Source organism: Bacillus sp. 11C, assembly GCF_055486375.1.
The window spans coordinates 131,658-146,366 of record NZ_JBUPVZ010000009.1 but is presented as its reverse complement, the minus strand read 5'-3'; the positions used below and the strand labels follow the sequence as shown (position 1 = coordinate 146,366).

Annotated in this window: 15 protein-coding genes and 2 pseudogenes; 8 read left to right on the top strand and 9 right to left on the bottom strand. The window is 40.9% G+C overall.

Going from position 1 to position 14,709, the window contains the following annotated elements; all coding sequences use genetic code 11:
* Positions 1–129: 129 nt before the first annotated feature.
* The 6 genes from ACY3LV_RS14170 to ACY3LV_RS14145 all read right to left on the bottom strand — a co-directional run bounded on the left by ACY3LV_RS14170 (position 130) and on the right by ACY3LV_RS14145 (position 4,566).
* Positions 130–633 (bottom strand): spore coat protein, encoded by a 504-nt coding sequence (locus ACY3LV_RS14170; protein ID WP_464864007.1) that lies wholly within the window; start codon positions 631–633, stop codon positions 130–132.
* A 136-nt stretch (positions 634–769) separates the two neighbouring features.
* A complete protein-coding gene (locus ACY3LV_RS14165; RefSeq protein WP_464864006.1) occupies positions 770–1,489 on the bottom strand; it encodes a YebC/PmpR family DNA-binding transcriptional regulator in 720 nt (239 codons plus the stop codon).
* 160 nt (positions 1,490–1,649) lie between these two features.
* Positions 1,650–1,829, bottom strand: coding sequence for a phosphatase RapH inhibitor (locus ACY3LV_RS14160; protein ID WP_148963535.1), 180 nt, complete (start codon positions 1,827–1,829; stop codon positions 1,650–1,652).
* Positions 1,819–2,961: a response regulator aspartate phosphatase gene (locus ACY3LV_RS14155; protein WP_464864004.1), complete on the bottom strand. Its 1,143-nt coding sequence runs from the start codon at positions 2,959–2,961 to the stop codon at positions 1,819–1,821. The genes ACY3LV_RS14160 and ACY3LV_RS14155 overlap by 11 nt, the downstream gene beginning before the upstream one ends.
* Positions 2,962–3,124: 163 nt before the next feature.
* Positions 3,125–3,940 carry an alpha/beta fold hydrolase gene (locus ACY3LV_RS14150; RefSeq protein ID WP_464864029.1) on the bottom strand — a complete coding sequence of 272 codons (816 nt, stop codon included), beginning with the start codon at positions 3,938–3,940 and terminating at the stop codon, positions 3,125–3,127.
* A gap of 116 nt (positions 3,941–4,056) precedes the next feature.
* Positions 4,057–4,566, bottom strand: coding sequence for a hypothetical protein (locus tag ACY3LV_RS14145; RefSeq protein WP_464864002.1), 510 nt, complete (start codon positions 4,564–4,566; stop codon positions 4,057–4,059).
* A gap of 126 nt (positions 4,567–4,692) precedes the next feature.
* Here ACY3LV_RS14145 and ACY3LV_RS14140 point away from each other — a divergent pair, with 126 nt between their 5' ends.
* The gene (locus ACY3LV_RS14140; protein ID WP_464864001.1) at positions 4,693–5,391 is read left to right on the top strand and encodes a YetF domain-containing protein; all 699 of its coding nucleotides are present in this window, start codon (positions 4,693–4,695) and stop codon (positions 5,389–5,391) included.
* Between the two features lie 49 nt (positions 5,392–5,440).
* Here the strand turns inward: ACY3LV_RS14140 and ACY3LV_RS14135 are convergent, their stop codons facing one another.
* Together ACY3LV_RS14135 and ACY3LV_RS14130 are read right to left on the bottom strand one after the other, a co-directional pair.
* A complete protein-coding gene (locus ACY3LV_RS14135; RefSeq protein WP_333561811.1) occupies positions 5,441–5,767 on the bottom strand; it encodes a four-helix bundle copper-binding protein in 327 nt (108 codons plus the stop codon).
* A gap of 175 nt (positions 5,768–5,942) precedes the next feature.
* Entirely contained in the window at positions 5,943–6,863 is a 921-nt protein-coding gene (locus ACY3LV_RS14130; protein WP_464864000.1) for a DUF5655 domain-containing protein, read from the bottom strand.
* Between the two features lie 195 nt (positions 6,864–7,058).
* Here ACY3LV_RS14130 and ACY3LV_RS14125 point away from each other — a divergent pair, with 195 nt between their 5' ends.
* The 7 genes and pseudogenes from ACY3LV_RS14125 (at position 7,059) to ACY3LV_RS14095 (ending at position 12,695) form a co-directional block, all read left to right on the top strand.
* Positions 7,059–9,068: a T7SS effector LXG polymorphic toxin gene (locus tag ACY3LV_RS14125; RefSeq protein WP_464863999.1), complete on the top strand. Its 2,010-nt coding sequence runs from the start codon at positions 7,059–7,061 to the stop codon at positions 9,066–9,068.
* Between the two features lie 4 nt (positions 9,069–9,072).
* A complete protein-coding gene (locus tag ACY3LV_RS14120) occupies positions 9,073–9,552 on the top strand; it encodes an antitoxin YezG family protein (protein ID WP_087992465.1) in 480 nt (159 codons plus the stop codon).
* A gap of 89 nt (positions 9,553–9,641) precedes the next feature.
* Positions 9,642–10,112: pseudogene (locus ACY3LV_RS14115) on the top strand (TIGR01741 family protein).
* 33 nt (positions 10,113–10,145) lie between these two features.
* A pseudogene (locus ACY3LV_RS14110) lies at positions 10,146–10,632 on the top strand (antitoxin YezG family protein).
* Between the two features lie 11 nt (positions 10,633–10,643).
* Complete coding sequence (locus ACY3LV_RS14105; RefSeq protein WP_087993974.1) at positions 10,644–11,168, top strand: CbrC family protein; 525 nt, start codon at positions 10,644–10,646, stop codon at positions 11,166–11,168.
* A 218-nt stretch (positions 11,169–11,386) separates the two neighbouring features.
* Positions 11,387–12,508 carry a response regulator aspartate phosphatase gene (locus tag ACY3LV_RS14100; RefSeq protein ID WP_437124958.1) on the top strand — a complete coding sequence of 374 codons (1,122 nt, stop codon included), beginning with the start codon at positions 11,387–11,389 and terminating at the stop codon, positions 12,506–12,508.
* Positions 12,498–12,695: a hypothetical protein gene (locus tag ACY3LV_RS14095; protein ID WP_003240078.1), complete on the top strand. Its 198-nt coding sequence runs from the start codon at positions 12,498–12,500 to the stop codon at positions 12,693–12,695. The genes ACY3LV_RS14100 and ACY3LV_RS14095 overlap by 11 nt, the downstream gene beginning before the upstream one ends.
* Before the next feature lie 49 nt (positions 12,696–12,744).
* On the opposite strand, the gene ACY3LV_RS14090 is transcribed toward ACY3LV_RS14095, so the two are convergent.
* Positions 12,745–14,694, bottom strand: coding sequence for a DNA/RNA helicase domain-containing protein (locus ACY3LV_RS14090; RefSeq protein WP_464863998.1), 1,950 nt, complete (start codon positions 14,692–14,694; stop codon positions 12,745–12,747).
* Positions 14,695–14,709: the final 15 nt, after the last annotated feature.

The window sequence follows — 14,709 nt, the reverse complement described above, 5'->3', positions numbered from 1 at the left end:
ATACAATGACCTTAATAGGTATGAGGCAGGAGGTATGATTATGACCGAAAACGCGGCTGAGCTTTTTCATTTCAATTAAAAGATAAAAAACACCCTTGGTCTGCAAGAGTGTCCCTTTTTACATCATCTTTATTTATAGCCGTCTTTTCCCCAGTGGCCCATATGGTGGTGATTATCTTTTCCTTCATGATGATGGGGATTATCCTCTTGATGATGTGGATTCCCATCATTCTCATGGTACATGCCATAGCTCGGGTAGCCTCCGCTTTGCATGCCGTAGCCCGGGTAGCCTCCGCTTTGCATGCCGTAGCCCGGGTAGCCTCCGCCTTGCATGCCGTAGCCCGGGTAGCCTCCGCCTTGCATGCCGTAGCCCGGGTAGCCTCCGTCTTGCATGCCGTAGCCCGGATAGCCCCCGCTTTGCATGCCGTAACCCGGGTAGCCTCCGTCTTGCATGCCGTAGCCCGGGTAGCCTCCGCTTTGCATGCCGTAGCCCGGGTAGCCTCCGCTTTGCATGCCGTAGCCCGGGTAGCCTAGTCCTCCGTACATGTTAACCCCCGGACGGCCGATACCATAGCCTGGAGAAACACCAAAACCAGGTCCGCCATAGATCTGTCTTGTATCAGTATCAGTCATATTCACTCTCTCCTTCACATAGGTTACAGTCCAGAATATGAGAATACCTTACAGATCGTATAGGCGGCCGCCCATATACAGCTCATACAAATTCAGGGGACAAGAAAAAAGCAGGCCATCACAGCCTGCTCATTTCTCATTCACCTAAATCAACGTTGTGGTACACCTGCTGAACATCTTCCAAATCCTCTAATACATCAATCAATTTTTCAAATTGTTCCTTCGCATCATCCGGAAGCGTCACTTCACTTTGCGCAAGCATCGTCAGCTCGGCAACAGTAAATTCCTCAACGCCCGCGTTTTTAAACGCCTCCTGCACCGCATGGAATTGATCAGGCTCGGCATACACGATGGCACTGTCATCCTCTTCCAAAATATCACGGACATCAACATCCGCTTCCATCAGAATTTCAAGCGCTTCATCAGCTGTTTTGCCATCCACACCGATAACTGCTGTCGCGTCAAACATGTAAGCGACAGATCCGCTTACACCCATATTTCCGCCGTTTTTCCCGAACGCCGCACGCACTTCCGGCGCCGTACGGTTTACATTATTCGTCAGCGCATCAACGATGATCATTGATCCGTTCGGTCCGAAGCCCTCATAACGAAGCTCATCGAAATTCTCTTCCGCTCCGCCCTTCGCTTTCTCAATCGCACGCTCAATAATATTTTTCGGCACGCTGTACGTCTTCGCGCGCTCAAGCACAACCTTCAGCGCCTGATTGGATTCCGGATCAGGATCGCCCTGCTTCGCCGCCACATAAATCTCACGGCCAAACTTGGCATAAATCCGGCTCGTATTCGCGTCTTTAGACGCCTTCTTCTCTTTAATATTGTTCCACTTACGGCCCATGATGCTCCACTCTCTTTCATATATATCTATCTACATATTGTTATTCACTTTATCCATTATACCTCAAATGGTTTGGTTGTTTCGAGTGTCTTGCGTTAGAAATAGAAGGAATGCCGCGGTGTAAAAGGATGAACTTCTTCCGTAAAGCAAGAAAAAAGCCCTAGCTAAGGGCTTTCTTCTCCTGATCAGCAATACTATTTTGAGGGGAATGATCGATATACGTCGTGTTTCGATCCGTGGATTCCTTAAAATCGCCGGACTTTGTCAGGAAAGGAACCGAGATACTTCCGCAAATCAGGGTAACAGCAAGGCACATCATCACTTTTTTCTTAATAAGCATATAAACACTCTCCTTTTTGAATATCTTCTTGCGCTTTCAGCACTTTTCGATAAAACGCGGCAGCGTGTTCAAAATGACAGCGGCTCTCAAAAACAGCGGCAGCACTTCGGGCACATGCTTCAATGTAAGCGTGCAGGTTCTTTTTTTCAAAATAGTTTAAAAGATCATGAATTTTGCTTTCATCAACAGCCTCTTTGTACACGGCCTGCAAGAACGTATATAATTCTTTATAGAATTTATAAGACGTCAGTTGCGGATATGTTGTGATTTGTGCTAATCCTTCTTCTATTGACTGAAACGCCTCTTGTATCCGGCCAGCTTTACATCGTGTCCAGCTTAAACCTAACAAGACTTTCGGAAGCAGATCAGGTACCGTTTTTCTGCTTACTTTCGCCGCTTTTTGATAGTGTTCTATCGCCATATGATAGTTTCCTGACCTGTCATAGCTGTTCGCGATGTTCAACAAAGAAATGGCGATAAACCGGTCGTTTTGGATGTCCGTTGCTAATCCCAGCGCCGCTTCTAAATGCGGGAGCGCTCTGTCATAATGCTTGAAGTCATCATAGTTGCCGGCGATCACAAATAAGCTTTGTATGGTTCTAACACTGTATAGAGGATGTTTTTGATAAATGTCTAAAGCTTGAAGGATATGATGCATCGACACATGGGTTTGCTTCATATGGTAATACGCTTCCGCCACTTTAAAATGGAATTCCGCTTTCTCGATTTCATCTGACACAAACGGCAGCTCGTTCTCCGCCTCGCGATAAAACCCGATCGCTTCCACATATTCTTTCTGATCAAATTCATACATGCCGCGGAAAAACAAAGAGTAGTATTTCAAAAGGCCTGTGAGTTTTTTCTGAGGAGTCTCAATCGTTTTCCGAAGCTCTGTCACTGTAGGGCGATTCCCGTATGTTTGTCCCGGCTCCAAATAATCCAGCATCAGCTGGTGCCGAAAACACATGAGAGAATAATAGATCAGCAAATCCTGATCCTCTTCCATCTGCTGAATGTCCTGCTCCACCTCCGCTTTGAGAATCTCAGCATCCGGAACACTAAATTGACGAATCATCTTGTACCATTCATTAATCTTAACACCAACATGCGAAGATGGTATGGCTTGACTCAACGGCTTCCCTCCCTCTATGTAAGATATGTCATATTTTATCAATCCAAAAATTTGAAAACAAGACAAAAGGAAGAAATTGTTTTTTCATCCTGTCAATTCGTTTTTCCCAAAACACTAAATGCCTGACAGAGAAATCATATCAGAATCTATCAGGCATTACGTGTTATCCATTCATTTGATTCATATGGGCCCCAATCTCTTGAGACACCAATAAAGGATTGTCCAGCATGGAATAATGGCTGCATTCCGGAAGCACTTTAAACGTGGAATTCGGGACCGTTTCCTGCAGCTTGAACCCCCAGTATGGAGGAAGGTACCGATCATATTGCCCATACAAAAACGTGGCCGGTACGCGCACTCTCTGAAGCCCGGGAACCACATCTTCTGTTTGATGATGTTCAAGCGCGAGGGAAGCTTCCTGTAATTCCCTTGGTCCGTTTTCATGGCCAAACGGCGCGATAAATGCTTGAAGAATCTCGGGTGTAACCATCTGTTGATGAAAGACCCCTTCCCTGATCATCCGCTCAATGAAATATGGAGACGGCTCAAACTCTGGCGCTGTCGGATACCGCAGCGATACAACTTTAGGCAGCGGCCAGTTGCTGAAGGTCACGCCATCAATGACAACAAAACTCTCTACCCGATCCGGATACTGGACAGCTAATATTTGAGCGACTCCTCCGCCCAGATCATGCCCGACAACGTTTACTTTCTGAATGCCAAGCATATCTAGCAGTGATATCATGTACTGCGCCTGCATCGGGAGGGGCAGCTCTTCTTTTGCCGCCCTGCCTGAAAGTCCGTACCCAAGCATATCAGGCGCAATAACAGTGTACTGCTTTGCCAGCTGCGGAATCACATTCATCCACAAAAAAGAGTTTGTCGGAATTCCATGTAACAGCAAAATCGTTTTGCTGCCGACACCTGCAGTCCGGTAAAATAATCTGTGCTCCCCAACCTGAATTTCTTTCTGAAGCATGTCCAAGCAAAAGCACCTCCTGAAATAAAATTCATTATTCGGGGTTCCCTTTTTATGTATCTTTCACTCAAAAAAGCCTTTCCATTTGATTGTTTGGAAAAGCTTTCACCTACGGTTCACTCATTCCCGACATGCTGATAGCGTTGCAGTGTCAGCCGCTGCATTTGTTCACTGGCCATCGGAACAAATTCACCATTTCCTCTTCTGATCAGACGGGTATACAGTATTTGCAGCGCGGCATCTTGGAAAGACATTTGAAGATGAATATTCCTCACGTTAGGATGTTTCATCATTAATGCAGAATTAAAATTATCGCTTCCCATGAGTTTTGCGGTCGACCTAGCCTCAAGAGCGATATCTTTTTCAGCGGCCGAAAGAGCCCCTGAATGCTGGTGAAAATGAACGTGCGGCATTTCAGGCAAATGCACCTCACTCGTTTGATCCGGATTGATCAGCGCCAACATCGCTGTAACATGAGTTCTTAACAGATTCGCATGCAGGTGGAGCAAATCCCTCAAATCGCGATGCCGAACAGCAGATCCGTATGCTTTCAGCTTAGAAATCACACCTTCATGGGTGCTCAAATGCTCTGCCATTATCCCCAGATCTGCGGCAGGAAGTTTCATATGAACATCCCTCCTTTATTGTCTGTATAGGCTATGAACGATTGAAAAAATGGTGCATTGTTTTCCCCAAGAATGATGAAAATAAAAGACATATGAATCGAATCTATATAAAAGGAGCTCCCGCCAATGCCTATTCCTCAACTGATCATTAGGCTTATCATCGCTTTTATCACCTTGTTGGTGTTAACAAGACTGATGGGCAGAAAAGAAATCGCCCAGCTGACCTTTTTCAACTTTGTTTCAGCCATTTCCATTGGAACCATTGGAGCATCGCTTGCCATTGACTCCACCCTCAGCATCAGAAATGGGTTAATCGCCCTGTTTGCCTGGACCGTTTTTACAATCATCGTCGGATTTCTGGATATTAAGTTCCCTGCTATTCGGTATGCGGTTGAAGGGCAGCCAGTCATCTTAATAAGAAAAGGTAAAATAATGGATAAGCAGTTAAGAAGCGTCCGTCTTGATCTCGATGCTTTACAAACCTTACTGCGCAAAAAAAATATATTTTCCTTAGCCGATGTCGATTATGCCATTTTTGAAACGGACGGCAGTCTATCCGTCCTGAAAAAGGAAGCAAAACAAAACGTGACGAAAAAGGATATGAACGTTCAAGGAGAAAATGCGAAGGTTTCCCATCCCGCTTCAGTCATAGCCGATGGGAAAGTGAGAGAAGACAACCTGAAAAAATTGAATCTGAACAAACAATGGCTGATGGACCTGCTAAAAGAATCCGGCATCCAACACCCTAAAGAAGTATTTTACGCAGAAGTTCAAACAGACGGCACTCTGTATATTGATAAAAAAGAGGATTCTCCATCTGAATAAAAAAAGGGCTTGAAACAGTCACTGTTTCAAGCCCTTTTTTGACTCAATATTAAACTGCCTGTTTACAAGCCTCGGCACAGGAAAAACAAGCTTCAGCACAATCCTGACAATGCTCTTTGTCATGCTTTTTGCATTCATTTCCGCAAGCCTCGCAAATCGCCGCGCAAGCCTGTGTCAGCTCGGAAACAAACAGCGTGCCTCTTACGATCGATTGCGCTACATACGCACAAATATCAGCACATTCCCGATCCAGCCGAATGCAATCCGCCATCATATTTTCATTTTCTTCTTTTAAACAGGCGTCATAGCAATGGTTGCATGCCACCATGCAGTCGTGCAGCGTCTCAACTAATGATTGATATTGTTCATATGCCATTCGTAAACCTCCTCAAGAATGATTTCATTAATACCATATCCATTCCCCCTGCCTGTAAAACATGACCCTCTTATCAACAAAAAGGGCTATGACCGCAACACAAATACGTTGCGGCATAAGGCCCCTCTAAGTCTCGGTTAAAACCCATAAAAAAAGAACTCCTCAACGGAAGCCCTCACTTATTTTTCTCATAGGATTGCTTGATCAATCCCATGATATATTCAATGTTTTCGTCGTCCTTTATACAAATTTCATAGTCGCCATTTCCCCAGTGGCCGGTCTCAGAGACATCGCGCATTCTCTTTTCCGGATCGTGCAATTCTCCCTTTTTCATATTCACCCACACCTTAAGTCCGCTTTTTAAAAGAGAAATATCCACGAAGTTCCGCTTATTTGACGTAAATGCGATATAAATCTTCGTCGGTTTGATTGAAATATGATCGTCCAAATTTAAAATGAACTCCTTTAGCTGCTGATAAAGCTCTGTGGTGTCAAACGGCTTATCTGCAAGGTGATCCTCTTCAGAAAACACTTTAATTTCTTTACTGACCTCTTGAATGGTCTCACTTTGCCGCGAAATGGTTTTAATCGACTCGGATACGCCATCCGCTTTCATTTGGTTCATATGAATCAGATCATTTTCGTATCTTTTCATCTCCCACAATTCAATTGGCAGATCTTTAAAATGGATGGATTGCTTTTGATACACCGTAAAAACAGGGGAAATAAAAATGACCTTCGACTGCGACCAGTCCACATCATCCCGCTTTAACGGACGATCATGATTCTCATTGTATTCAAGAATAAAATCAGCTTTATGATTAAGCATCGCCGCTAAATAAGCATACCCCTGGTCGACAACACTAAAGTTCTTCGTATTTTTATACTCGATAATCACAAAAGCGTTCGTCTCATCATCAAACGCCAACGTATCAATGCGGAAATTGCTGATCTTGAATTCGGATTTCACAAACCTGAGACCCAACATCTGCTGAAGATTGGCTTCACATAAATCCTGAATCTCTTTTTCTTTTTTAAACGGTTTCTCACGAATATCTTCGATTTGGTTTTGATTGTTTACTTTATAGAGATACATAGGGCTGCTCCTTTACTCAATCTAACTATGCTAACACTTCTTCGCTACAAAAAGTTTACCATATGAAATAGAATCCACGCACAAAGACACGGATCAAAAGTCTCATTTTTCTCAAAAATCAAGTTCCGACAGCCGCTCTCATCCCGCTCCGTGGTAAAATTTTGATATCGAGCGAACAAAAGAAGGGAAATGGTCATGAAAGTATTTGAAGCGAAAACACTGCTTTCGGAAGCGACAGATCGTGCAAAAGAGTACAAAGAACTAAGAACGCAAATGGTGAACTTGAGAAAAGCGTTAAAAAGCGTCGCTGATCTAAGTGACAGCGAATTCTCAGGAAAAGGCGCCAGCAACATCAAAGCCTTCTACCACGACCACGTCGGCGCCACCGACCAATGGATCGACTATATCGACATGAAAATCGCATTTTTCAACAGCATCGCCGGAGCCGTCGAGGACAAAGGCCTCTCTGACGCATACATCGAAGAATCCTTTCTAGAGCACGAACTGGCAAACGCCCACAAAAAATCGAAGTCCATCATGTCCGAACAGAAAAAAGCGATGAAAGACATCTTAAACGATATCGACGACATCCTCCCGCTCGACCTGTTTTCAACAGAAACCTTCAAAGACGAGCTGGCCGATGCCAACGACAAACGCAAAAAAACACTGGGAAAATTGGACGCCTTGGACGAAGACCTGAAGACAGAATACGCCCTGTCAGAACCAAACGAACAATCCATCAAGTCCGACTTCCAAAAGCTCCAAGAAGCAACAGGCAAAGGCAAAAACGCCACACCTATCCACTACAACGCCAAGGCGTACCGTGAGAGTGACATACATAAGAAAAAAGGCGACATTGAAAAGCGGACGGATGCTTACTTGAAGATTAAGAAAGAGGAAGAGAAGGAACGCGAGATTGAAAAACTGAAAGAAAGACTGAAAAACTACGATTATGCGGATGCTGATGAATTCTACTCAATGGCAAAAACGATCGGCTATGAAAATCTGACAGCAGAACAGCAAAGATACTTCACCCAAATTGAAAACACGCGTGAGCTTGAAGCAGGCTTCAAAGGGGTTGCCGTCGGCCTTTATGATTCTGGAAAGGATGCGGTCGTAGGCTTGTGGGATATGGTCACAGATCCTGGCGGAACCGTTGAAGCCATTACAGGAGCGGTGGCTCACCCGATCAAAACGTATGAAGCCATTTCAGCAGCAATCGAAGAATCGTACCAAAAAGACATGGTGAATGGCGACACCTACTCAAGAGCAAGATGGGTGTCATATGCGGTTGGCACTGTTGTCACATCAGTTGTCGGCACAAAAGGCGTTGGCGCCGTCTCTAAAACAGGCACAGCTGCCAAAGTGACGACCAAAGTCAAAACAGCAGCAAGCAAATCAGCAAAAGCTCAAAAAGCCATAACAGTCTCAAAACAAACCATTGATCACATCAAACAAAAAATAAACACAGGCATTGAAATATCAAAAAAACACGTCAAAACCAAATTAAATCAAATCGGAGATCTCACACTTGCGGATATTCTCCCCTATCATCCCCGTCACGACTTAGTGCCAGCAGGCGTACCTTACAACGCAGTCAACGGGGTCACACTTAAAGAGGGACTGCAGAAATTCGCCAAAGTCATCCTGCCGAAACCGTACGGAATCTCAGCAAGCGGAAGACGAACACCAGCGCCACATGTACCGCCGGTAACCGTCAAATACGGCGAGCATTACGCAAAATGGAGCAGAAAGAAAGTGCTAAAGCCGAATGTCGTTTATAAAACAAAAGAAGGCTACACGTACACCACAGACAACTATGGTAGAATTACAAGTGTCAAAGCAGACCTGCAGCTGGGAGAAGCAAAACGAAATCAATATGCGCAATCAAACGCTGGAAAGCCCCAAGACCGAAATCCCGACGATGATGGCGGGCATTTAATCGCCACCCAATTCAAAGGCTCAGGCCAGTTTGACAATATCGTGCCGATGAATTCTCAGATTAATAGGAGCGGCGGGAAATGGTATGAGATGGAGCAGGAGTGGGCAAAAGCTCTTAAAGAAGAACCTCCCGAAACAGTTAGTGTGCAAATAGAAAATGTTTATCAAGGCGATTCATTGAGACCAACTTTATTTAAAGTAAAGTATAAAGTTGGTGATGGCAGATATAAAAATATGACAATAAGAAACCAAGCAGGAGGTTGATATTATGGAGACAGAAAAAATGGGCCAATTATATCAAAAAATAGCAGAACAAATTAATGAAATGATTCCAGAAGAATGGAATAAAGTTGCTCTATACGCAGAGATTTTAGATGACTCTAGAGAAGTATACTTTTTCTTTAATACAAAAAATAGTGAAGTATTCATTTATTCACATGACATTCCGGAACATTATCAAGTAAGTGAACAAATTTATGATGACTTGTTAATCGAACTACAAGATTTATTTGATGAACTAAGAGATGAATGGAAAGCGAATAACTCAGATGTGTGGACTAACCTTACACTCAAGCTAGAGCATACCGGAAAGTTTTCAATTGACTATGATTATGATGATGTTATTGCTTCAGAACTAAACGGTACTCAACGTCAAGTAGTTTGGGAATATAAACATTTAGGTTTGGTTCCTACTGGTAAGAAAAACAGGGAGTTCTTGGAACGCTATCTCAATTCGGAAGAAGAATAATCTATTTTACAATAATCAAAAATAGCTCAGCCTTCACTGCTGGGCTATTTTTGATAACTAAGATTTCTCGGCGATTGAAGGTGAAAAGATTGGAAACTAAAAAAATGCTAGATTTGTACCAGCTTATTAGCCAGAAATTAAATGACATCATACCTTGTGAATGGACAATAATTTATCTTTATGCAGAAGTATTAGATGACTCTACTATGGTTCTCTTTCACTTCAAGACACCAGAAAATAATCAAATTATTTATTCACAAGATATACCTGCCCAATACAACGTAAGTAAAGATATCTTCAAAACTTTATTAAGGGAAATCCGTGAAATTTTTGAGGAATTAAGAGTTGAGTATAAAAATGATATTGATCAGGTTTGGACTCACATTACATTGACATTGGAGAGCAATGGTCAATTCCAACTAGACTATAATGATGACGATATTTTGGCATCTGAGTTAGATGGGTATCAAAGAATTGCATTATGAGAGTACAAAACTCTTGGTATCTTGCCTGAAGACGAGGAAGATCAAGAATCTTTAATTAGATACCTAAATATATAAATTTGATATAGCTCTTGAAAAGTGGAGGTATGCATGGAAACAGAAAAAATGGGTGAATTATATCAACAGATAGCAGAAGGCATTAACGAAATCATTCCTTCCTTCTGAATGGGAAAAAGTCATTCTTTATGCAGAAATACTCGACGATTCTTCTGAAGTTTTCTTTTATTTCAATCCTCCGCAAAGTGAGGATTATATCTATTCTCATAATATTCCTGAACATTTTCATGTTAGTGAGGACGTTTATGATGAATTATTATTACAATTACATGACTCATTTGAGGAATTACGAGATGAGTTCAAAGAAAATAACCAGGATGTCTGGACGAACTTGACACTTCAGTTAGAGATAAACGGAAAATTCTCAATAGAATACGATTATGAGGATGTTTTACAATCTCAATACACAATCTCTCAGCGGAAAGCAATTTGGGTTTATGAACACTTGGGAACCCACCCTAAGAGAGAGTCGGTAAAAACTTTTTTAGAACAGTACATACAGTCTAAAAGTGAACATTAGGAGGATATACCATGTCACTTCCAACGTTTAAATACAATCCAAACCCAGTTGCATTAAATGTAATTAGTAAAGAAAAGACAACCTGCCCTGTATGTAAGCAAGAACGTGAATACGTATATGAAGGTCCTTTCTATTCAATAGATGATGTAGAAGGAATTTGTCCATGGTGCATTTCTGACGGATCAGCCGCCAAATTGTATGATGGTGAATTCCAAGATCCGGGCCGCTGTGATGAAGTGGAAAATGAAACATTCATCGATGAACTAATACATAGAACACCGGGTTACTTCGGCTGGCAGCAAGAATATTGGCTGAGTCATTGCGGAGATTTTTGTGCCATTGTGCAATATGTTGGATGGAAAGAAATCAGCCATTTAGAAGATGAGTTAGATAACGATATTAACAGCATATGCAATGACTATCATATGACAAGAGAGGAATTCAAAAGCTGGTTAGTAAACAACGGAACTTTGCAAGGATATCTTTTTAAGTGCCTTCATTGCGGTAAACATCGTTTATGTGTTGATGCCAGTTAATTTATGTAATGACTCAATCATAATAACCGAAATCCAAAATTCACATATTGAGAATTCACTAACCTTCACAAAACCAAATATAACGCGAAACACCCAAACTCCCTTTTGCGGACTGCACCGAAAATTTATTTTGCGGTCTCTCAACCCCTTCCTATTAAATTTCAGTATTGATAAAATTTACATAATTAGTGAGAAGAGGAAGGGTGAGAAGTTTGGGCATGATTTCGTCTCCGCACGTTGGGATGAAAATTAATGAGTGGAATCGGCATATTCAAAAGTTTAATGTAACAGATGCTGAAATGCTTAAAGCTGAGATCGAACGGGACATTGACATCATGGAAGAAGACCAAGACCTCTTGATTTACTATCAGCTCATTGCATTTCGTCATCAGCTTATGATCGACTATGTGATTCCATCTGAAGGAAACCAAATGAAGTTATCAGAATATTTAAAGAGAATTGAAGGCAGCAACAGGAAGATGGAGAAACTCGTTGAACACTACTATTACTTTTTTCAAGGAATGTATGAATTCAAACAAGGCAATTTCTTGACTGCCATTACATTCTATCAAAAAGCGGAAAACACAATACCTTATATTTCGGATGAAATTGAGCGGGCGGAATTTTATTTTAAAATGGCTGAAGTGTTTTATCATATGAAACAAACCCACGTATCCATGCACTATTCTTCTCAGGCGTATAACATCTATAAAACGCACGACCTTTACTCAGTCCGCCGCATACAATGCCATTTTGTGATCGCAGGAAACTACGATGACCTAGAAAGTCATGAAAAGGCGCTCCCTCACCTCGAACAGGCACTAAAAGGCGCACGGCTGCTTGAAAGCAAAAACAAGCGAATTTACGGCCAAGCTTTATTCAATATCGGAAATTGTTATCTTAAGATGGGTGAATTGACGAAAGCAGCAAAATACATGGAGAAATCGATACTCCAATTTAAAAAATCAAATTTCGACAACTTAACACAAGCTTACCACGATTTAGCCTTAATTTATTTTCTTCAAAATAAACAAGGCCAAGCAATGGATTGTTTCAGAAAAGGCGTACGCTTCGCATGTAAATTCGACGATGACCTATTTAAAATTATGTTTGAAGGATTGCAGGCGCTGTTTATCAAACAAGGAGAAGCGTCCATTTTATTAAATGTTTTTAACAAATTAGAGACATCCCAAGGATATCCTTATATGGAAGAGTTGGCATTATTAGCCGCAAAGTTTTATACTGATATTGGGCAGATGGATGATTCTGTTATCTGTTTCAAAAAGATGGTTCACGCCCGCAAACAAATTCAGAGAGGGGATTGTTTGTATGAAATTTAAACTGACTTTGTGCGCTGTAATTGCTTTAATCGGTGTAAGCTTTATCAGTTCTTCCTTAGGAAATGAAGTAAATGTGGCATCCAGAAACATGACAAGCAAAGCTGCAAACGATTCAACGAACTCCCTAGCAGACAAAGCCATCTTTGACAAGGAAATGACGATTGCAGAAAACGGCACGCTTGGTTAAAAACAAGACGCAGCTTTTGGCTGCGTCTGTTTTAATAGCATCATGTTATTTAATACTTGTATTGTGCTTTTTCTTCAGCAACTGATGAAGTCTTAAAAAACTCATTCTCTTTATAATTCATTTGCATCTGTTTCATTCTCTTTAAAAAGTAATTTTCCAGTTCTTTGTCTATGCAATAAATAAAACAGCCTTTCTGTCCCCGAGTCATCAATGTTCTGTATGTGTTGCGAATAATTTCGTCTGCAAGCTTCTCAGCTTTATCTGAATTTTGCTTTAACATTTTCTTCAAACCACGTAAGGAGGTATCTGTTTTTGCCCGCTTTGAATGATCGGTCAATACTACTCCATCCCTGCATACTAGATCATCACCTATAATTACACCTACATAGTCAAATTCCAAACCTTGGCATGTGTGTATACAACCTATCTCATTAACAGAATCTTCATCAATTGCCCACGTGTCAGAGTTATTTAAATTCCAACTCATTCCGAATTGATATTCAGGAATCTCGATATCATGGAATTCTGTTTTAGCTTTTCCTTCCTTCACCCAATTCCAACAGTAACCAGCAACTATTCGAGATTTATTATTAACTTTATTCAGCTTTTCTATCTCTTTACGCAGTTCATTTGGATTTTTATATATACGAAAATCATAGTTCGTTCCAATATAATTAGAATTCGCAGTTTCCCGAATTTGTAGAACATCATCTAACCAGCTTATATAACCGTCTGAACCATTGCAACGAAACTGTGAATCCAGTTTCATATTTGTAATCTTGGCACCTAATTCTTTTGAGAATTTATGAATTGTATCAATGCTCCCAATATCCTTTAGCGTCACTCTTTGACGTTCATCTATAAAAAAAACAGAAAGCTTGGAAGCATTTATTATTTCCTTAATTTGATTTTCCCCAAGGTTATTAAATAACCCTGATTTTTCATTTAATCGATGCGATTCATCAACAATCAGAACATCAAATTCATCTGATGGAGCATTAACATAACTGCCCGATCCTGTAAATAAATTATCAATGTGCCCCTTTCGAAAATTTTGTTTTAACTTAGTAGCATATATATTTCTGGGAGCTGCATTTTTTGTTACATATTGTGCAACCAGACTTCGATTTGTTGCTTCTACTAATAAATTTATTGCTAGAACAGACTTTCCTGTACCAGGGCCGCCTTCAACAACTAAGACTTGTTTTGTGTTTGTACGTAACGCTTCATTTGCCAAATGTAAAGCAGCCTCATAAACAACTTTTTGATCATCAATCATCATAAACTCTTGATTACCTTGAAGCATACTGTTTAACAAATCTTGAAGAGACTTTGAAGGCCTTATTCTGCCTTTATCTATTGTATATAGAATTTCTTTGTTGTCTCCATACTTAACATACTTTTTAATGAAATCACGAAGCTTACCTGAATCACCTTTGATAAAAACAGGTGCTTCTTTTATATAATAATCATATATTGAATCAATTAACGGATCATCTGTACCCTGATTCAAGTAGTTATGTAAGTATGCACAAGGATATAGATTAATATCTTCTTTCTGAGCATTTTCATTATAGTCTTTAATTAATGCAGCATAAGACCAAGCTTGATAAGAGGGGTGAGTTGTCTCACGTAAACCTTGATTTATAAACGTTTTAACGATAGCCTCTTTACCATCTATTTTCTCTACTTTCTCCCATTGTTTAAGTTCTACAATCACAACAGATGAACGATCATCCTTATCTGATCCAGATATAAGAAAATCAATACGCTTTGAAGTATGGGGTATTTTGAACTCAATAGCAATTCCTGCGTCCTTAGGAATTTCTCTATCACTTAATACCCTATACATGTACTGCATAGAGTTATCCCAAGATCTAACCTCTCTCTCATTTATTCTGCCAATTTTATCATTGTAGTTTTTACAGATATTCGTCACCAATTTATCGTCAAACACATCACTTAGAAAATCTTCTTTTGTAGCTTCATAAACTATCATTTCTTTCACCTTTTC

What these genes read in the sequence shown, in the direction of transcription:
- ACY3LV_RS14145 (WP_464864002.1), bottom strand. Translation starts at nt 4,566, where the DNA reads ATGAAACTTCCTGCCGCAGATCTGGGGATAATGGCAGAGCATTTGAGC.
- ACY3LV_RS14170 (WP_464864007.1), bottom strand. Translation starts at nt 633, where the DNA reads ATGACTGATACTGATACAAGACAGATCTATGGCGGACCTGGTTTTGGT.
- ACY3LV_RS14095 (WP_003240078.1), top strand. Translation starts at nt 12,498, where the DNA reads ATGAAATTTAAACTGACTTTGTGCGCTGTAATTGCTTTAATCGGTGTA.
- ACY3LV_RS14100 (WP_437124958.1), top strand. Translation starts at nt 11,387, where the DNA reads ATGATTTCGTCTCCGCACGTTGGGATGAAAATTAATGAGTGGAATCGG.
- ACY3LV_RS14125 (WP_464863999.1), top strand. Translation starts at nt 7,059, where the DNA reads ATGAAAGTATTTGAAGCGAAAACACTGCTTTCGGAAGCGACAGATCGT.
- ACY3LV_RS14165 (WP_464864006.1), bottom strand. Translation starts at nt 1,489, where the DNA reads ATGGGCCGTAAGTGGAACAATATTAAAGAGAAGAAGGCGTCTAAAGAC.
- ACY3LV_RS14090 (WP_464863998.1), bottom strand. Translation starts at nt 14,694, where the DNA reads ATGATAGTTTATGAAGCTACAAAAGAAGATTTTCTAAGTGATGTGTTT.
- ACY3LV_RS14150 (WP_464864029.1), bottom strand. Translation starts at nt 3,940, where the DNA reads ATGCTTCAGAAAGAAATTCAGGTTGGGGAGCACAGATTATTTTACCGG.
- ACY3LV_RS14160 (WP_148963535.1), bottom strand. Translation starts at nt 1,829, where the DNA reads ATGCTTATTAAGAAAAAAGTGATGATGTGCCTTGCTGTTACCCTGATT.
- ACY3LV_RS14135 (WP_333561811.1), bottom strand. Translation starts at nt 5,767, where the DNA reads ATGGCATATGAACAATATCAATCATTAGTTGAGACGCTGCACGACTGC.
- ACY3LV_RS14140 (WP_464864001.1), top strand. Translation starts at nt 4,693, where the DNA reads ATGCCTATTCCTCAACTGATCATTAGGCTTATCATCGCTTTTATCACC.
- ACY3LV_RS14120 (WP_087992465.1), top strand. Translation starts at nt 9,073, where the DNA reads ATGGAGACAGAAAAAATGGGCCAATTATATCAAAAAATAGCAGAACAA.
- ACY3LV_RS14105 (WP_087993974.1), top strand. Translation starts at nt 10,644, where the DNA reads ATGTCACTTCCAACGTTTAAATACAATCCAAACCCAGTTGCATTAAAT.
- ACY3LV_RS14130 (WP_464864000.1), bottom strand. Translation starts at nt 6,863, where the DNA reads ATGTATCTCTATAAAGTAAACAATCAAAACCAAATCGAAGATATTCGT.